The 14,728-nt window shown below is 52.8% G+C and carries 13 protein-coding genes; 12 read left to right on the forward strand and 1 reads right to left on the reverse strand.

The features are described from left to right. Window positions 1–15 precede the first annotated feature (15 nt). The 6 genes from ACI1P2_RS07680 to ACI1P2_RS07705 all read left to right on the forward strand — a co-directional run bounded on the left by ACI1P2_RS07680 (window position 16) and on the right by ACI1P2_RS07705 (window position 6,853). Entirely contained in the window at window positions 16–954 is a 939-nt protein-coding gene (locus ACI1P2_RS07680) for an ArsR/SmtB family transcription factor (RefSeq protein WP_355318397.1), read from the forward strand. Window positions 955–1,171: 217 nt separating this feature from the next. Further along, window positions 1,172–2,890 carry an ABC transporter substrate-binding protein gene (locus ACI1P2_RS07685; RefSeq protein ID WP_355318399.1) on the forward strand — a complete coding sequence of 573 codons (1,719 nt, stop codon included), beginning with the start codon at window positions 1,172–1,174 and terminating at the stop codon, window positions 2,888–2,890. 63 nt (window positions 2,891–2,953) lie between these two features. Continuing rightward, a complete protein-coding gene (locus ACI1P2_RS07690) occupies window positions 2,954–3,907 on the forward strand; it encodes an ABC transporter permease (RefSeq protein ID WP_355318401.1) in 954 nt (317 codons plus the stop codon). 62 nt (window positions 3,908–3,969) lie between these two features. Next, window positions 3,970–4,896 (forward strand): oligopeptide ABC transporter permease, encoded by a 927-nt coding sequence (opp4C, locus tag ACI1P2_RS07695; protein ID WP_355318403.1) that lies wholly within the window; start codon window positions 3,970–3,972, stop codon window positions 4,894–4,896. A 12-nt stretch (window positions 4,897–4,908) separates the two neighbouring features. After that, window positions 4,909–5,895, forward strand: coding sequence for an ABC transporter ATP-binding protein (locus tag ACI1P2_RS07700; RefSeq protein ID WP_355318405.1), 987 nt, complete (start codon window positions 4,909–4,911; stop codon window positions 5,893–5,895). Beyond that, window positions 5,888–6,853 (forward strand): ABC transporter ATP-binding protein, encoded by a 966-nt coding sequence (locus ACI1P2_RS07705; protein WP_355318407.1) that lies wholly within the window; start codon window positions 5,888–5,890, stop codon window positions 6,851–6,853. The genes ACI1P2_RS07700 and ACI1P2_RS07705 overlap by 8 nt, the downstream gene beginning before the upstream one ends. Before the next feature lie 76 nt (window positions 6,854–6,929). Here the strand turns inward: ACI1P2_RS07705 and ACI1P2_RS07710 are convergent, their stop codons facing one another. After that, window positions 6,930–8,147, reverse strand: a complete 1,218-nt coding sequence (locus ACI1P2_RS07710) for an MFS transporter (RefSeq protein WP_408976161.1) — start codon at window positions 8,145–8,147, stop codon at window positions 6,930–6,932. 223 nt (window positions 8,148–8,370) lie between these two features. Between ACI1P2_RS07710 and hemE the strand changes: the two genes are divergently transcribed. The 6 genes from hemE to ACI1P2_RS07740 all read left to right on the forward strand — a co-directional run bounded on the left by hemE (window position 8,371) and on the right by ACI1P2_RS07740 (window position 14,724). Next, complete coding sequence (gene hemE / locus ACI1P2_RS07715) at window positions 8,371–9,435, forward strand: uroporphyrinogen decarboxylase (RefSeq protein WP_355318411.1); 1,065 nt, start codon at window positions 8,371–8,373, stop codon at window positions 9,433–9,435. Between the two features lie 51 nt (window positions 9,436–9,486). Further along, window positions 9,487–10,431 (forward strand): ferrochelatase, encoded by a 945-nt coding sequence (hemH, locus tag ACI1P2_RS07720; protein WP_355318412.1) that lies wholly within the window; start codon window positions 9,487–9,489, stop codon window positions 10,429–10,431. A gap of 369 nt (window positions 10,432–10,800) precedes the next feature. Further along, window positions 10,801–12,267, forward strand: a complete 1,467-nt coding sequence (locus tag ACI1P2_RS07725) for a CapA family protein (RefSeq protein ID WP_355318414.1) — start codon at window positions 10,801–10,803, stop codon at window positions 12,265–12,267. 36 nt (window positions 12,268–12,303) lie between these two features. Beyond that, on the forward strand, window positions 12,304–13,083 hold the full coding sequence (locus tag ACI1P2_RS07730; protein WP_355318416.1) for a glycerophosphodiester phosphodiesterase: 780 nt from the start codon (window positions 12,304–12,306) through the stop codon (window positions 13,081–13,083). Then, complete coding sequence (locus ACI1P2_RS07735) at window positions 13,080–13,703, forward strand: fumarylacetoacetate hydrolase family protein (protein ID WP_355318417.1); 624 nt, start codon at window positions 13,080–13,082, stop codon at window positions 13,701–13,703. The genes ACI1P2_RS07730 and ACI1P2_RS07735 overlap by 4 nt, the downstream gene beginning before the upstream one ends. Before the next feature lie 214 nt (window positions 13,704–13,917). Further along, the gene (locus ACI1P2_RS07740; RefSeq protein ID WP_355318419.1) at window positions 13,918–14,724 is read left to right on the forward strand and encodes a DUF92 domain-containing protein; all 807 of its coding nucleotides are present in this window, start codon (window positions 13,918–13,920) and stop codon (window positions 14,722–14,724) included. The last annotated feature ends 4 nt before the right edge of the window (window positions 14,725–14,728 follow it).

Raw genomic sequence — 14,728 nt, forward strand, 5'->3', positions numbered from 1 at the left:
GAAGGGAGGCACAGGATGGCTTATCAAGTTGAAGTCCGGTTTGCAGAGGTTTATGAGTTTCTAAGCAGCTTACATACATTTATTTGCAGGCCGTCCCACAAGAAAATAGATCTGACTCCTGCATGGGCAGCCGCTATGGGTGAGACGCTGTCCCCCGAATTGAAGGCCGGTCTTTCACCGCTCGTCATTGGTACCGAGTGGAAGCTGGTATATCTGCTGGCGATCTTGTGTCCGGATCCGGGTTCCGTGCCTTTATTCCTGCAGTGGATAAAGGATCAGAGCAACGAAGACCTGCGCGAGCTGACATCCGGCTATGCCGTAATGATGCCTGAGGACTGGGCTTTTTTTCGCTCTGTCTATCTTTCTGTTCTACCCGTATGGTATGAGGAGTATTTTCGGTCGGTTGATCCGGCCATTCTGGCAGCACTTCAGCAGGAAACCGCTGTAAGATTGGAAGAGCAGCAGCTGTGGGATGCCGATGAATTTGTGGATCGAACCACGGGCGGTATGCGGTTCCGCCAGACCGATGCCATGGAGCGGCTGCTCCTTGTGCCGCAATATCATTTTCAACCGGTGAATGTCGTCTATGACTACGGCAGGTTCATGATATGTCACTACTCGTCCCGGATCGATCTCGCTCCAGGGGAGGTCTTCCCAAATCCCGACTTGCGGCTGATCCGGGCACTGGGGGAACGCAGCAGGCTTAAAATATTGCGCTATCTGCATGAAGGTCCACGAACTTTTATCGAAATTGTCAGACATTTGAAGCTGTCCAAAGGCATTACACATGACCATATCTTCAAGCTGAGGAGTTCAGGTCTGATCTGCGCTCATTTTGAAGGAGAGACGCTGGTGGAATATTCCTTACGTAGCCGTTCCATTATGGAACTTCAGCAGACGCTGATGTCGTATATTACAGGCTCGTCCGAGATGGCTGCAGCAACTGAATCCTAACGACAAACCGTCTTATCCAGTAACTTTCGTCCCGATCTTGCGAACCGAAGGTCACCTGGATAAGGCGGTTTTTTGTGGAATTTTTTGTGGTTCTCCCTTTACAGAACCGGACATGGTTCCTATAATATGAATTGTCGATCAAAAAACATAGTTAGCGGATCGGAATTATAAATATAACTACGATCTTCAGATCGCTCACATTCAAGGGAGGTTTACCATGAAAAAAAGTACTTATGTATTGTCGGCCCTATTCCTGTCCGGTGCCCTGCTGCTGTCTGCATGCACTGAGGACAATACGGCTGCGCCGACAACGGGCCAAACCGCCACAAGTGAAAATGCCCAGACAGCGGCAGCCGCAGGCTTGACCGAGCCAATCAAGGCATCCGATTTATCCAAGCTCCCGGCAGCAGCCAAGGAACGAACCGATACGGTCATTGTGGGACTCACAGATCCAAGCGGTTCCTTTACTCCTTATTTTGCCCAGAGCGGTTACGACGGGAATGTCACCTCACTTCTATTCGCCCCGTTGGTGAGCGTGAATGAGGAGGGCCTCCCATACGCCGACCTTGCCGAGAAATACGAAGTTTCCGATGACCAGCTTACATACACCTTCCACCTGCGTCCGGATTCGAAATTCAGCGACGGCTCGCCTTTGACGGCGGATGATGTTGCTTTTACATGGACCCTGCTGCATGACAAGTCCTACGACGGGGATTTTGATATCACGGAAGCCCATGTGAAGGGTGGAGAAGCTTATAAGGAAGGTAAGGCTTCGTCGATCGAGGGCATCAAGGTCATTGATCCGCAGACGATTTCCGCTACATTGGAGAAGCCTAATGCAACAGCTCTCCTGCTGCTGGGCAGTGACGTTTTGTCCAAAGCCTACTACGGAAAGGATTACAAATTTGGGCAGCTGGATTATATCAAAAATCTTCACTCCAATCCGCTTGGCAACGGCGCTTATAAGCTGGAGAAATTCATCCCTGGACAGGAAGTGCGTTTTGCAGCGAACGAATACTACTATAAGGGCAAACCAAAGCTGGAGCATTTTATCTATAAAACAACAGATGGTGATACATGGCAGTTCCTGGAGACCGGAGAGCAGGACTATGCATCCTTCCCTGCAACGACGGACAATATCGAGAAGCTGAAAAATCTTGGATTTGTCAATCTTACGCCATACACAGCGAGCAATTACGGTTATCTGCGCCTGAACTTTGAGCATGAGGCCATCCAGGACAAGAAGGTCAGACAGGCGCTGACCTATGGACTTGACCGTCAGACGATCTATGTGGATTCCAACCAGGGAGCAGCGACGGTAGCCAACATCCCGACTTCGCCAATTTCTTGGACTTATACGGAAGAAGGCATCAATCCTTATAAATACGATCCGGAGAAAGCAAACCAACTGCTGGATGAAGCCGGCTGGACAATGGGATCCGACGGCATCCGGGAGAAAGACGGCAAACCGCTTACCATTCACTTCATTGGCTCCAAAAAACAGGCTACCGACATCTTCATTGCGGTTGCTTCTGAAAACTACAAGGCAATCGGAGTCAAATTCGAGCCGGAGCAATTTGCGGATTTCAATTCCCAGCTTGCCAAGCTGGAAAGCGGAGACTATGACATGGCTGCATTCTCGACCTCTCTCATGACCGACCCTGCGGACGGTGTGCGCGACTTCGTCAGCGGTGAAATATCCGGTTATGATAACCCGGAAGTGAAGAAGCTGTATGAGCAGGCACTGGCAACATCGGATATGGAGGAGCGTAAAAAGATTTATCATGAGCTCTACAAAGTCGTGAACGATGATCTGCCATACATCTTCACCAGCAATAACAAGATGGTGGTGGCTACGAACGGCCGTCTTGAAGGGTTAGTGATCAATCCGTTCTGGGGCATTTCCACCAGCCTGCCGAATTGGACCATGAAGTAAACAAGACAGCCGCCCGCTGCCCGCCTGGGAATCAGCGGGCGGCTCAGTTAAAAGGAGCCGGTCATGAGCACATATCTGCTGCGAAGATTGATATATATGGTTGTCATACTTTTGGCGGCCTCACTGTTTATATTCTGTCTGTATGCACTGACACCGGGAGATTTCATAACAAACAACCTGAAGCTCAGTCCCGAGCGCAAGGCGGAGCTGCGGGAGATCTATGGCTTCAATCAGCCGCTGATCGACCGCTATCTGAATTGGATGGGACGGGCGCTGCATGGGGATTTCGGATTTTCGCTAGCCCAGCAGAAGCCTGTGCTGACTCTGTTTAATGAGTATGTCTGGAACTCGTTTCTGCTCGCGGTCACCTCGACCTTCTTCACCTGGGTCATTGCCGTCATCATTGGTGTTGTTTCAGCCTACAGGCAGTATTCCTGGTTCGACTCCCTGGTAATGGTGCTGATTTTTGCGGCCATGTCGATTCCGTCCTTCTTCATCGGTCTGTTCCTGATCAAGCTGTTTGCGGTGGATCTCAGATGGCTCCCGCCGGGCGGCATGACAACGACCGGAAGCAATACAGTCGGGTGGGCTTACGTGCTTGAGGTTCTTCATCACATGACCCTGCCGGTGGCCGTCATGGTGCTGCTCGGTGTTGGATCGTTGACCCGCTATTTTCGCAGCAACATGCTGGATGTTATCCGTCAGGATTATATCCGCACCGCAAGAGCCAAAGGGATGAAGGAGCGGACCGTGCTGTTTCGCCATGCTTTGCGTAATGCCATGCTCCCGGCGATCACACTGGTCGGGTTCGAGCTTCCGGGTCTATTCGGCGGATCACTCATTATTGAGAAGATTTTTAACTGGCCGGGGATCGGACAGCTGTATATGCAGTCTTTTACCGTCAGGGATTACCCGTTGTTAATGGGATTTACGATGTTCATTGCGGTGCTGACCGTCATTGGCACACTGCTTTCGGACATTCTCTATCATGTGGCTGACCCGAGGGTCAAACTTTAGAGATCATTCAGTTGCAGTAGACAATCTTGTACCAATTATCCTATATGGCAAGGGGGAGCTCTATGTCTTCCATCGGCGGAGGAGTGGCGGAGATCAAGAAGGCCAAGCGGGAAGCCCCGCGCTCATCTTTGTGGAGGCAGTCGCTTCATCGAATCTTGAAGAACAAGCTGGCAGTATTCGGCTTTGGTTATATCGTATTCATGTTTATCATCTGCTTTATCGGCCCGATGCTGTCGCCTTATGCAAGCGGCAAAATCAATATGGCGGCCTCCTACAAGGCACCCGACCTTAATCACTGGCTGGGAACGGACCTGCTGGGAAGAGACGTACTTACGCGGCTGCTGCAGGCCGGACGAATTTCGTTAACCGTGGGGATCGCCTCCATGGCCCTGTCGGTATTTATTGGTTCTATTTTGGGTGCGATTGCCGGTTATTACCGGGGAATTGTCGATCAGATGATTATGCGTGTCGCGGATTTGCTGTTGACGGTGCCGAGTCTGCCGATCCTGTTTATCATGGGGGCGCTGCTCTCGGACTGGAAGGTGCCGACTTCTTACCGCATGTATATTGTCATGCTGATGCTGAGCTTTGTTGGCTGGCCGGGGCTTGCGCGGCTGGTCAGGGGGCAGATACTCAGTTTGCGCGAACGTGAATTTATGTTGGCTGCAACGGTGCTGGGACTGCGTGATCGCCGCAAATTGTTCCATCATCTGCTGCCAAATCTGGTGCCGCTGCTGATCGTGGTGGCAACGCTGAATATCGGGGGTGCCATTCTGAGCGAATCGGTGCTCAGCTTCTTCGGGCTTGGCGTAATGCCGCCGACAGCTACATGGGGCAATATGATTGACTCGGCCAACAACCTGATTGATTTCGAGAAGCATCCGTGGTTATGGATTCCGCCGGGAGTTGCTATTTTTACAACAGTTATATCAATTAATATTTTCGGCGATGGACTCCGGGACGCTCTGGACCCCAAACTGAAAAAGTAGGTGGGAAGTACCATGAACAACGTGCTTGAAATTAATGATTTACGCACCCATTTTCAAACCGAAGAAGGTGTAGTCAAGGCGGTGGACGGAGTCAGCTTGCGGGTACGGCAGGGCGAGACGGTCTGCATTGTGGGGGAATCGGGCTCCGGGAAAAGTATTACCGCGATGTCCGTCATGGGATTGGTCGAAGGGCCGGCGGGCCGGATCGTCGGAGGCAGCATCGAGTTTGCCGGCAGAAATTTACCGGACCTGGGCAAAAATGAACTAAGAACCATTCGCGGCCGCGATATCGCGATGATTTTCCAGGAGCCGATGTCTTCCCTGAACCCTGTGCTCAAGATCGGTCAGCAGATTATGGAGCCGCTCATGGAGCATTTGAAGCTGAGCAGGAAGGGAGCCTATTCCCGGGCGATTGAGTTGATCGGGCAGGTCGGCATTTCACGGCCGGAACAAATTGCAGAGTCCTATCCGCACGAGCTTAGCGGGGGCATGCTGCAGCGCATCATGATTGCTATAGCGATCTCCTGCGATCCGAAGCTGCTGATTGCCGACGAACCGACGACGGCGCTGGATGTGACGATTCAGGCGCAAATTCTCGACATGCTGCGCCAGATCAAAGAGCGGTCGAACATGTCCATCCTGCTGATTACTCATGACTTGGGTGTTGTAGCCGAAATGGCCGATTATGTCATTGTCATGTATGCTGGAAAAGTTGTGGAAGAAGGAGAGGTTGTTGAGCTGTTCCAGAGCCCCAAGCATCCGTACACCCAGGGGCTGCTTCGCTCCAAACCCATTCTTGGTCAGCGCGAGGATGAGCTGTATTTTATTCCTGGGCAGGTGCCGAATCCGCTGGAGCTGACCGAATCATGTTATTTTCACGAACGGTGTGCTCAATGCATGGATATCTGCCGGACCAGAGAACCGGTGCTCAAACAGGAAGGTGAACGGCAGAGGGTGGCTTGCTGGCTGTATGAGGAGGAGGTAGCGTCCCATGCATGAACCATTGGTGGAGGTTAATCACCTCAAAAAGTATTTTCCCGTCAAAGCAGGACTCTTGAATCGTACCGTCGCTCATGTAAGAGCCGTTGACGATATCAGCTTTGCCATCAAGCCGGGAGAGACCTTCGGGCTGGTTGGGGAATCCGGCAGCGGCAAAAGCACGGTAGGACGGACGATTCTGCGTCTGACGGACAAGACGGAGGGTGAAATCCGCTTCAAGGGCAAAGATCTCTATCGGGTCTCCAAGGAGGAGATGCGCCGTCTGCGGCCGCAAATGCAGCTGATCTTCCAGGATCCTTACAGCTCATTGAATCCGCGTGTCCGTGTTGGTGATGCCATCGGTGAAGCGTTAATTGACCATGGCATGGCATCCAGGGATGAGATTCACGATGTAGTTGAAGAATTGCTTGTTTCCTGCGGACTGTCGTCGTACCATTATTACCGCTTCCCGCATGAATTTTCGGGCGGACAGCGGCAGCGGATCGGTATCGCGCGGGCACTGGCACTGAGACCAGACCTGATTATCGCCGACGAGCCGGTGTCGGCACTGGACGTGTCGATCCAGGCGCAAATAATCAATCTCTTCCGTAAGCTGCAGGATTCGCGCGGCCTGACCTATTTGTTTATTTCGCATGATTTGAGCGTGGTTGAACACTTATGCTCCCGCATCGGAGTGATGTATTTGGGCTCCCTGATGGAGGTGGCCGGCCGGGACGAGTTGTTCCGGAATCCGCTGCACCCTTATACGAAGGCGCTGCTCTCCGCTGTACCGCTGCCCATTCCGAAGCTGAAGCGGGAGCGGATTGTGCTGAAGGGAGACATCCCGAATCCGTCCAACCCGCCGCAGGGCTGCAAATTTCACACCAGATGTCCATTCGTGAAGGAGATATGCACACAGCAGGTGCCGGAATTCCGTGATGCTGGAGCCGGCCACTACGTGGCTTGTCATTTGGTATGAATAGTAGGTATAGATAAAAAGACAGCAGGTCTTCTCTCAAGAAGAACTTGCTGTCTTTTTTAGATGATACTGCATTCTACCGGAAATCATGCGCCTGTCCGCTGTGGCGGCCATACAGCTTGATCCTTACCCATACCATATTGATCAGCAGCATCACGCCTGACATGATAAACAGGCCTTCAATGCCGATAAAGCCTGACAGCAGACCGCCGATCACGGCCCCTAGCATATTGCCGAGTGCAAGCGCGCTTGTGTTGAAGCCAAATGCGCGGCTTTCCATGCCCGTGGGCGTATAAGAGCGGATCAGGGCATTCACGCTCGGCAGAAGACCGCCCATGAACACGCCCATCAGGAAACGCACGATGACAAGCTCCCACACGGTCTGGACAAAAGCCTGCGGAATAAGCATGAGCGCTGCTCCGATCAGGGCATAGGTCAATATCCGATGCGCCCCGATACGGTCGCTGAGCCTGCCCAGAATCGGGGATGAAATCATGTTGGACAGGCCGGTTACAGCGGTGACAAAACCTGCAATAAGAGCAATGCCTTCAGCAGAGCCGTACAGGTCCTGCACATACAGCGGCAGCAGGGACACCGTGCTGATCATGGCAAACTGAAGCAGGAACGTTACAGTGAACAGCGCAGGCAGCTGCGGCGTATGGCTCAGCTCACGCAATCCGGCCAGGACGGAGGTCTGCGGAGCCTTGGCGGCCTCGGCGCGGTTAAATTTCTCTCTGACGAGAAACAGCGCGAGCAGGGATGCGGAGAAGATCAGCCCCCCAGTAATGAAGAAAATTGGCCTGAAGCCAAGCCAATCCGCCATAAATCCGCCCATCAGCGGCCCCAGGATCGTGCCTGCCATTTGTCCGGACTGTATGATGCCCATTGCAAATCCCATTCGCTCCTTGGGAGTGGTGCTGGATATGAGCGAGATGGAGGCCGGATTAAATCCGGAGATCGTTCCGTTCAGCAGACGCAGCGCCAAGAGCTGCCACGGGTGATTGACAAAGCCCATGCAGCCGATCACCAGCGCCATGCCAAAGCCGGATCGAAGCAGCATGATTTTGCGTCCATATTGATCCGCCAGCTTGCCCCACAGCGGCTGAAAAATAAAAGAGGTCAAAAAGTTCGCGGCAAAGATCACACCTGCCCATAAGCCGATTTCATGCTCACCCTTAACATGCAAATCCTGCGCGAGATAAAGCGACAGAAAAGGGGTAATCATGGTCATGCCGGCATTGGCCAAAAATTGGCCGAACCAGAGAACGATGAGATTCACCTGCCACGTTTTCATGGTGCTCACATCCTTTCCGGCCGTGGAGAGGTAATTCAGGTATTCATCCGTAGTCCGGGAAACCAGAAATAAACAGTTCTTTTTAGTATAGCACACTTCATTGAAACTTTATCCAACTGTCATCGGATTGTCATCGTTCATCCGTGCTGGCTGGTTGTTACGCACTTTTAAAAAGGGCATAATGAATGTATAGGTTTTACATTCGAACTGGGGGCTCAAGCCAATGACTTACAACGATAATTTTATCCGTGCGTGCTTCAGGGAGGATGTGGATCACATTCCCGTCTGGTACATGAGGCAAGCAGGAAGGTACGATCCCGAGTACCGGAAAATCAAAGAGAAATACTCCTTGCTGGAAATATGCCGTCAGCCCGAGCTGGCAGCCGAAGTATCGATGATGCCTGTCCGGAAGCTGGGTGTCGATGCTGCTATTTTATATTCCGATATTATGAATCCCGTCGCTTCCCTTGGTGTGGACTTTGATATAGTCAAAAACGTCGGCCCGGTCATAGACCAACCCATCCGTACGGCAGCCGATGTGGAGCGTCTCAAGCCGATCGACGTGCAGAAGGATCTTTCTCATATTTTAGAGACGATTCGCATTCTTGACCGGCAGCTCGAGGTTCCGCTCATCACGTTTGCCGGAGCGCCGTTTACGATTGCGAGCTATCTGATTGAGGGACGTCCGTCCAAAAACTACATTTATACCAAAACGTTAATGTACAGCGAGCCGCAGGTATGGTTCCGTTTGATGGACAAACTGGGGGATATGGTGATTACCTATCTTCGCGCTCATGTGGCTAGCGGCGGGAAGGCATTCCAGCTGTTTGACAGTTGGGTCGGATCACTGGCCCCACGGGATTTTGAGGTATTCGTGCTCCCTACGATCAAGCGGATTTTTCATGAGCTGTCCGATCTGAAGGTGCCGAAGATTTATTTCCCGGGGGTCAGTTCGGGCGAATTGCTGCCGCTTTTGCGCACACTGGAGGCTGATGTCGTGGGGCTGGATTGGCGTGTATCCATTCCGGAAGGCCGCCGGCGGCTGAACGACGGATTTGCAGTTCAGGGTAATCTGGATCCTTATGTGCTTACCGCACCTATGGATGTGATTAAACAGCATGCCAAAGAAATCATCGATGCGGGAGTTCAGGAGCCTGGCTATATTTTCAATTTGGGACACGGACTTTTTCCTGAAGCCTCGCTTGACAAGCTTAGAGAACTGACCCAATATGTGCATGAATATTCGGCCAACGTGCTCAAGCAGCGGGTAGGGCAGCACAGCTTGTAATCTGTTCATTCAATTATTAACTTGCAGAATCATACAGAGGTGATTATAAAAGTGAAGGAAACCGTAGGCGTATTAGTCATGTCATATGGCACTCCGGAAAGCTTGGAGCAGGTAGAGGCGTATTATACGCATATCCGGCGCGGCAGCGCGCCTTCTCCCGAGCAGCTCAAGGAACTGAAGAACAGATATGAAGCCATCGTAGGAGGGGTATTTCCCCTTCGTGAAAATACGGACCGGCAGGTGCACAGCCTGCAGGCGACATTGAATCGTGAGAACCGGAATCCCGATGTCGAGTTTGTGTGTTATCAGGGATTAAAGCACGCCCGCCCCTTTATCGAGGATGGAGTCGGGCAAATGGCGGCGGACGGCATTAAGAAGGCGATCGGGATTGTGCTCGCTCCGCACTATTCTTCCATGAGCGTGGCAGGTTATATCAAACGTGCACAGGAAAAAGCGGCTGAACTCGGCCTGAAAATGGCATTTATCGAAAGCTATCATCTGCATCCGAAATTGATCAAAGCTCTGTCCGAAAGAGTGGCGGCCAAGCTGGATTTGTTCGAAGAAGCAGGCGCTGACCGCGGTTCGGTGCAGGTCCTGTTCAGCGCGCACAGCTTGCCTGAACGCATTCTCTCGATCGGCGATCCATACGTTGATCAGCTCATGGAAACCTCCAAAGCAGTGGCTGAAAGTGCCGGCGTGACCCGCTGGCAGTTTACCTGGCAGAGCGCGGGTCGCACGTCTGAACCATGGCTTGGCCCCGATATTTTGGACACGCTCCATACGTTGAGCGAGAAACAGGTAGAGGACGTACTGGTTGCGCCTGTCGGCTTCGTATCCGACCATCTGGAAGTGCTGTACGATCTGGATATTGAAGCTCAAGCCGTGGCAAGGGAGCTGGATATGAGGTTGATGCGCATCGAATCCTTGAACAGCGACCCTCTCTATATGGAGACTTTGAGCGATGTCATTATAGATAAATGGAAACAGTTTGATTAAAAATGCATGTTCAAAAAGTCAGGTTTTCAGCACCGAAGCCTATGCTTCCGAAGTGCGTTTTTTCAAAACGCTTGAGTTGAATGAAGATAGGGACTGAGGAGCGGAGCGTACTTGGGGTACGTGAGCACCTGAAATGTTTCCGCAGGAAACATGCTTCGGAAGCATCCGCTAAGGCCCGGCTGAATTCAAGATTCGATGTCGAGTATGCTTCCTGACTTCCTTCGTGATCAAAAGATGACTTTTTGAACTACCTCTAAAAGAGCAGCAGGAACCCCCGCCGTGTGAAGTCACTGGCGGGGGTTCTCTTTGCAGAGAGTCCTGATATATAATGAAGAAGTCTGTGAGACAATGAAATAACAAGGAGGAGTTATGCCCCCCTCAAGAGTGGAGGAGCGAAATGCTCTGCAGAAACGGCGGCGACGGAGCCGGATAAGGGCCGTGACCGCAATCAATCTTATACTGTTGTTTATGATTATCGCAATTATTGGTTATTATTACATAACGGAAGGGAATGAACATATTGGCAGGCAGATGACAGCCAGCTCCGATCCCGGAAAGCCGAGTGACGATACCGATCCCGGAATGTCTGGTGACGTTTCAGTTCCCGAGCCAGCAGCGCAGGCGCAGCAGGAATCGGAAATGGAAACGGTTCCGGAGGCCGAGCCGGATATAAGTGCTCCGGAGACGGTCCGGACGGCTCCGAATCCGGCGAAGGAGGAGGAAGGAGTCCAGGAGGAGACCGGCTTGGAAGAGGGCGCCGATACGTCGGGTGGTTCTCCGGATGATACAGGAGAGTCCGCTGTTCAGACTGGAGATGAAGAAGGATCTGCAGCGCCTGAAGCAGAGAAGCCTGAAGCTGAGACCGCTCCTGATGCGCATACCACCGGATCGGACGGTGTCATTTTAAACTTCGTAGGTGACATGCAATTTTCCGGCAAAGTGGAGCAGCTTCTGCAGGAGGAGGGCTATGACTATCCGTACAAGAGGCTGGGCAGCCTGTTCAAGTCGGATGATCTGACGGTAGGTAATCTGGAGACCCCCGTAACGGACGGCGGTACAGGGGCAGCGAATAAAACCTATGTATACAAATCCTCCCCCGATGCCCTTCCCGAGCTGGCGGCAGCGGGGATGGATGTGGTGAATGTGGCCAATAATCATATTTTGGATCAGGGCGTCTCAGGGCTGAAGGATACACTGGCTTATCTACGTCATTACGGAATTTTGTATATGGGAGCCGGCAAGAATGCGGAAGAAGCTTATGCTCCCGTATATGTGGAACGAAAAGGAATGACGATCGCTTTGCTCGGCTTCAGCCGCGTAATTCCCGAAGTCAGCTGGTATGCTGGCGCGAAAAGCGCTGGGGTGGCGGGAGTCTATGATCCTGCAGCGGCTCTGCAGGCGATCCGGCAGGCAAGCAAAAAGGCGGATCTGGTGATCGTCACAGCACACTGGGGCAAAGAACGGGCTTCCGTCCTTGAGGATCACCAGACCGAGCTCGCCCACGCATTTATAGACGCCGGAGCGGATCTAGTCATTGGAAGCCATCCCCATGTTCTGCAAGGGCTCGAGATGTACAAGGGCAAATGGGTAGCTTACAGTACGGGCAATTTTATTTTTTCCAAATCATTAACAGAAGCTACCTGGGATACAGCTGTTTTCCAGGCATCCTGCACAAAAGACGGCGCATGCGGCATGAAGCTGATTCCGTGCAGGGCGGAGCTTGGGCAGCCTATACCGCTGTCCGGAGAGAAGGCTGCGAACATTCTCAAGAAGGTCGAAAACATGTCTTCTCCCAATGTAAGTATCGACAGCACGGGCAGAGCTGCGGCAGGCTGATAGCACTTCAAATAACGATGATGGAGGGCGAGCAGGATGCATAACCTCTGTGTGGCTCACCGTGGCTCTTCCCATGCGGCGCCTGAGAACACGCTGGCTGCTTTCAGGCAGGCGATGGCATTTCCGTTTGTGAAATGGATAGAGCTGGACGTCCAGCTCTCACGGGACGGGGTTCCTGTTGTGATCCATGACTTTCGGCTGGAGCGCACGACCAATGGGTCAGGGCTGGTCAAGGACAGATCATGGGATGAGCTGCGCAGGCTGGATGCGGGCTCCTGGAAGAGTCCACGTTACCGCGGCGAACCCATTCCATCGTTAGCTGAGGTGCTTGATCTGTGCCGCGGCAAAGTCCGGCTGAATATCGAGCTGAAAACATCGGGGGACATGTATCCCGGGCTGGAAAGCGCGGTGCTCCGTCAGGTTGTTGCACGCGGTATGGAGCAGGAGATCGTATTGACATCGTTCGACCAGCAGGCTTTGCGCAGAGTGAAGGAGCTAATGCCGGAGATATGCACGGGTTTCATTACCGATATCAGGCCAGCAGATCTGTCGGGGAGACTTTCAGCGCTGGGCTGCTCCTTTCTATCCATGGCCTATCCGAAGATCGACGCCAGGCTGATGGCTGAAATGACGGAGCAGGGTATCACGGTTATGGCCTGGACTGTGGATCAGGTTGGGATTATACGCAATCTTGCCTCCCTCCATCCGGACCTGATGATCTGCACCAACCGGCCTGAGGCATGGGAGCAGGCGATGAAGAGAAAAAGCTTGATTGGCAACACCATATTAACCGTGAAGAGGTGGCTGATTCGATGAACAGAGAAATTCGCAATGTTTACTGTGTGGGGCGCAATTATAAGCTGCACGCGGAAGAGCTGGGCAATGCTGTGCCTGAAAAACCGATGATTTTCCTTAAGCCGTCTCATGCGGTTGTACCCATGAATGGAGAAACGCTTCAGCTGCCTTTGGACCAGGGAGAGCTGCACTATGAAGCCGAGCTTGTTGTCAGATTGGGGCGAAGCTATGAACGGGGCATGAAGGTGGATGAATGCATCGAGGCGTTTGCATTTGGCATCGACTTTACACTCCGTGATGTACAAACCGTTATCAAGCAAAAAGGCCATCCCTGGACTGCGGCCAAAGCCTTCAAAAACTCGGCTCCCCTGACTCCGTTTCTGTCGTTTGCGGGAGAAGCCTCTCTCCTGAACCATGACTTCTCCCTGCGTAAAAATGAGGATGAGGTACAGCGCGGCAACGTGAAGGACATGATCTTTTCCCTCCAGGAAATTGCGGATTATATTGCCGACCATTACGGCCTGGGCAAGGGGGATCTGATCTTTACCGGAACTCCGGCCGGGGTCGGGCCAGTGGTCAAAGGCGATGTGCTGGAGCTCCGCTGGGCGGACGAAATACAAGGAGCCTGTACGATTGGTTAATGGAATATTCTACAGTCGCAATCCAGGGTATCCCAAAAGGTCTGATGATCTGGGATCCCCTTTTTTGCGTTCTGGGACGCTCCGAGAACGAACCATTCCTCCCATAGCTGTTGCCCCCAGTTTTCCCTGGGTGACAGGCAGCGTGGTATAATCGTAAACAGAGCCTGCGAAAAGGTCGTAGTACGCGTGGATGGATTTGATGGGAGGGTATATGGTGGACTGGTTGATTGGAGCGGCGGGAGCCCTGCTTGTGGGTGGTGCCGCATACAGGAAGAAATCGCTGACTTTATCCGGTTTTGCAGCGGCATTTGTAATGGGCACGGTCTATTACGGAGCCGGTGATCTGTTCTGGTTTGGCATATTGCTGATGTTTTTTATAACATCCACACTGCTTTCGAAGTACAAGCAGGAGCGCAAGGCGGAGCTTGAGAAATCCTATGCCAAAACGGGCAACCGGGATGCCGGCCAGGTGTTTGCCAACGGCGGTCTTGGCATGCTGCTGTGTGCGGGTTATGCGGTATGGCCGCAGCCGGCGTGGATCTTTCTTTTTATCGGCGTCATGTCGACGGTCACCGCGGATACCTGGGCGACCGAGATCGGCAGCCTGAGCCGTCAGGCTCCGCGTTCCGTACTAAACGGGCGGCCGCTTCCGCCTGGAACCAGCGGTGGCGTATCCGCTTTAGGGACAAGCGCGGCTGTAGCAGGCGGCGTTCTGATTGGCTTGAGCGCCTGGTTGTTCCAGTCCATCCTTGGCGGAAGCACGCTTCCATGGTGGGCCTGGATTGTGTCTGGAGGTGTTGCGGGTGCGGCAGGTGCTTTTGCGGACTCGTATCTTGGAGCGACGGTGCAGTACATGAGCCGCTGCCGGGTCTGCGGACGTGAAGTGGAGGTTGGCACCCATTGCGGCCAGGCAACGGAGAAGGCGCGGGGATGGGCCTGGATGAGCAATGACGCCGTGAATCTGATCAGCTCCTCGGCAGGCGGAGCGGTCGCTTTGGCCCTGGGATATCTATGGATGTGAGGAG

This window comes from Paenibacillus jiangxiensis, assembly GCF_046098255.1.
GTDB lineage: Bacteria > Bacillota > Bacilli > Paenibacillales > Paenibacillaceae > Paenibacillus > Paenibacillus jiagnxiensis.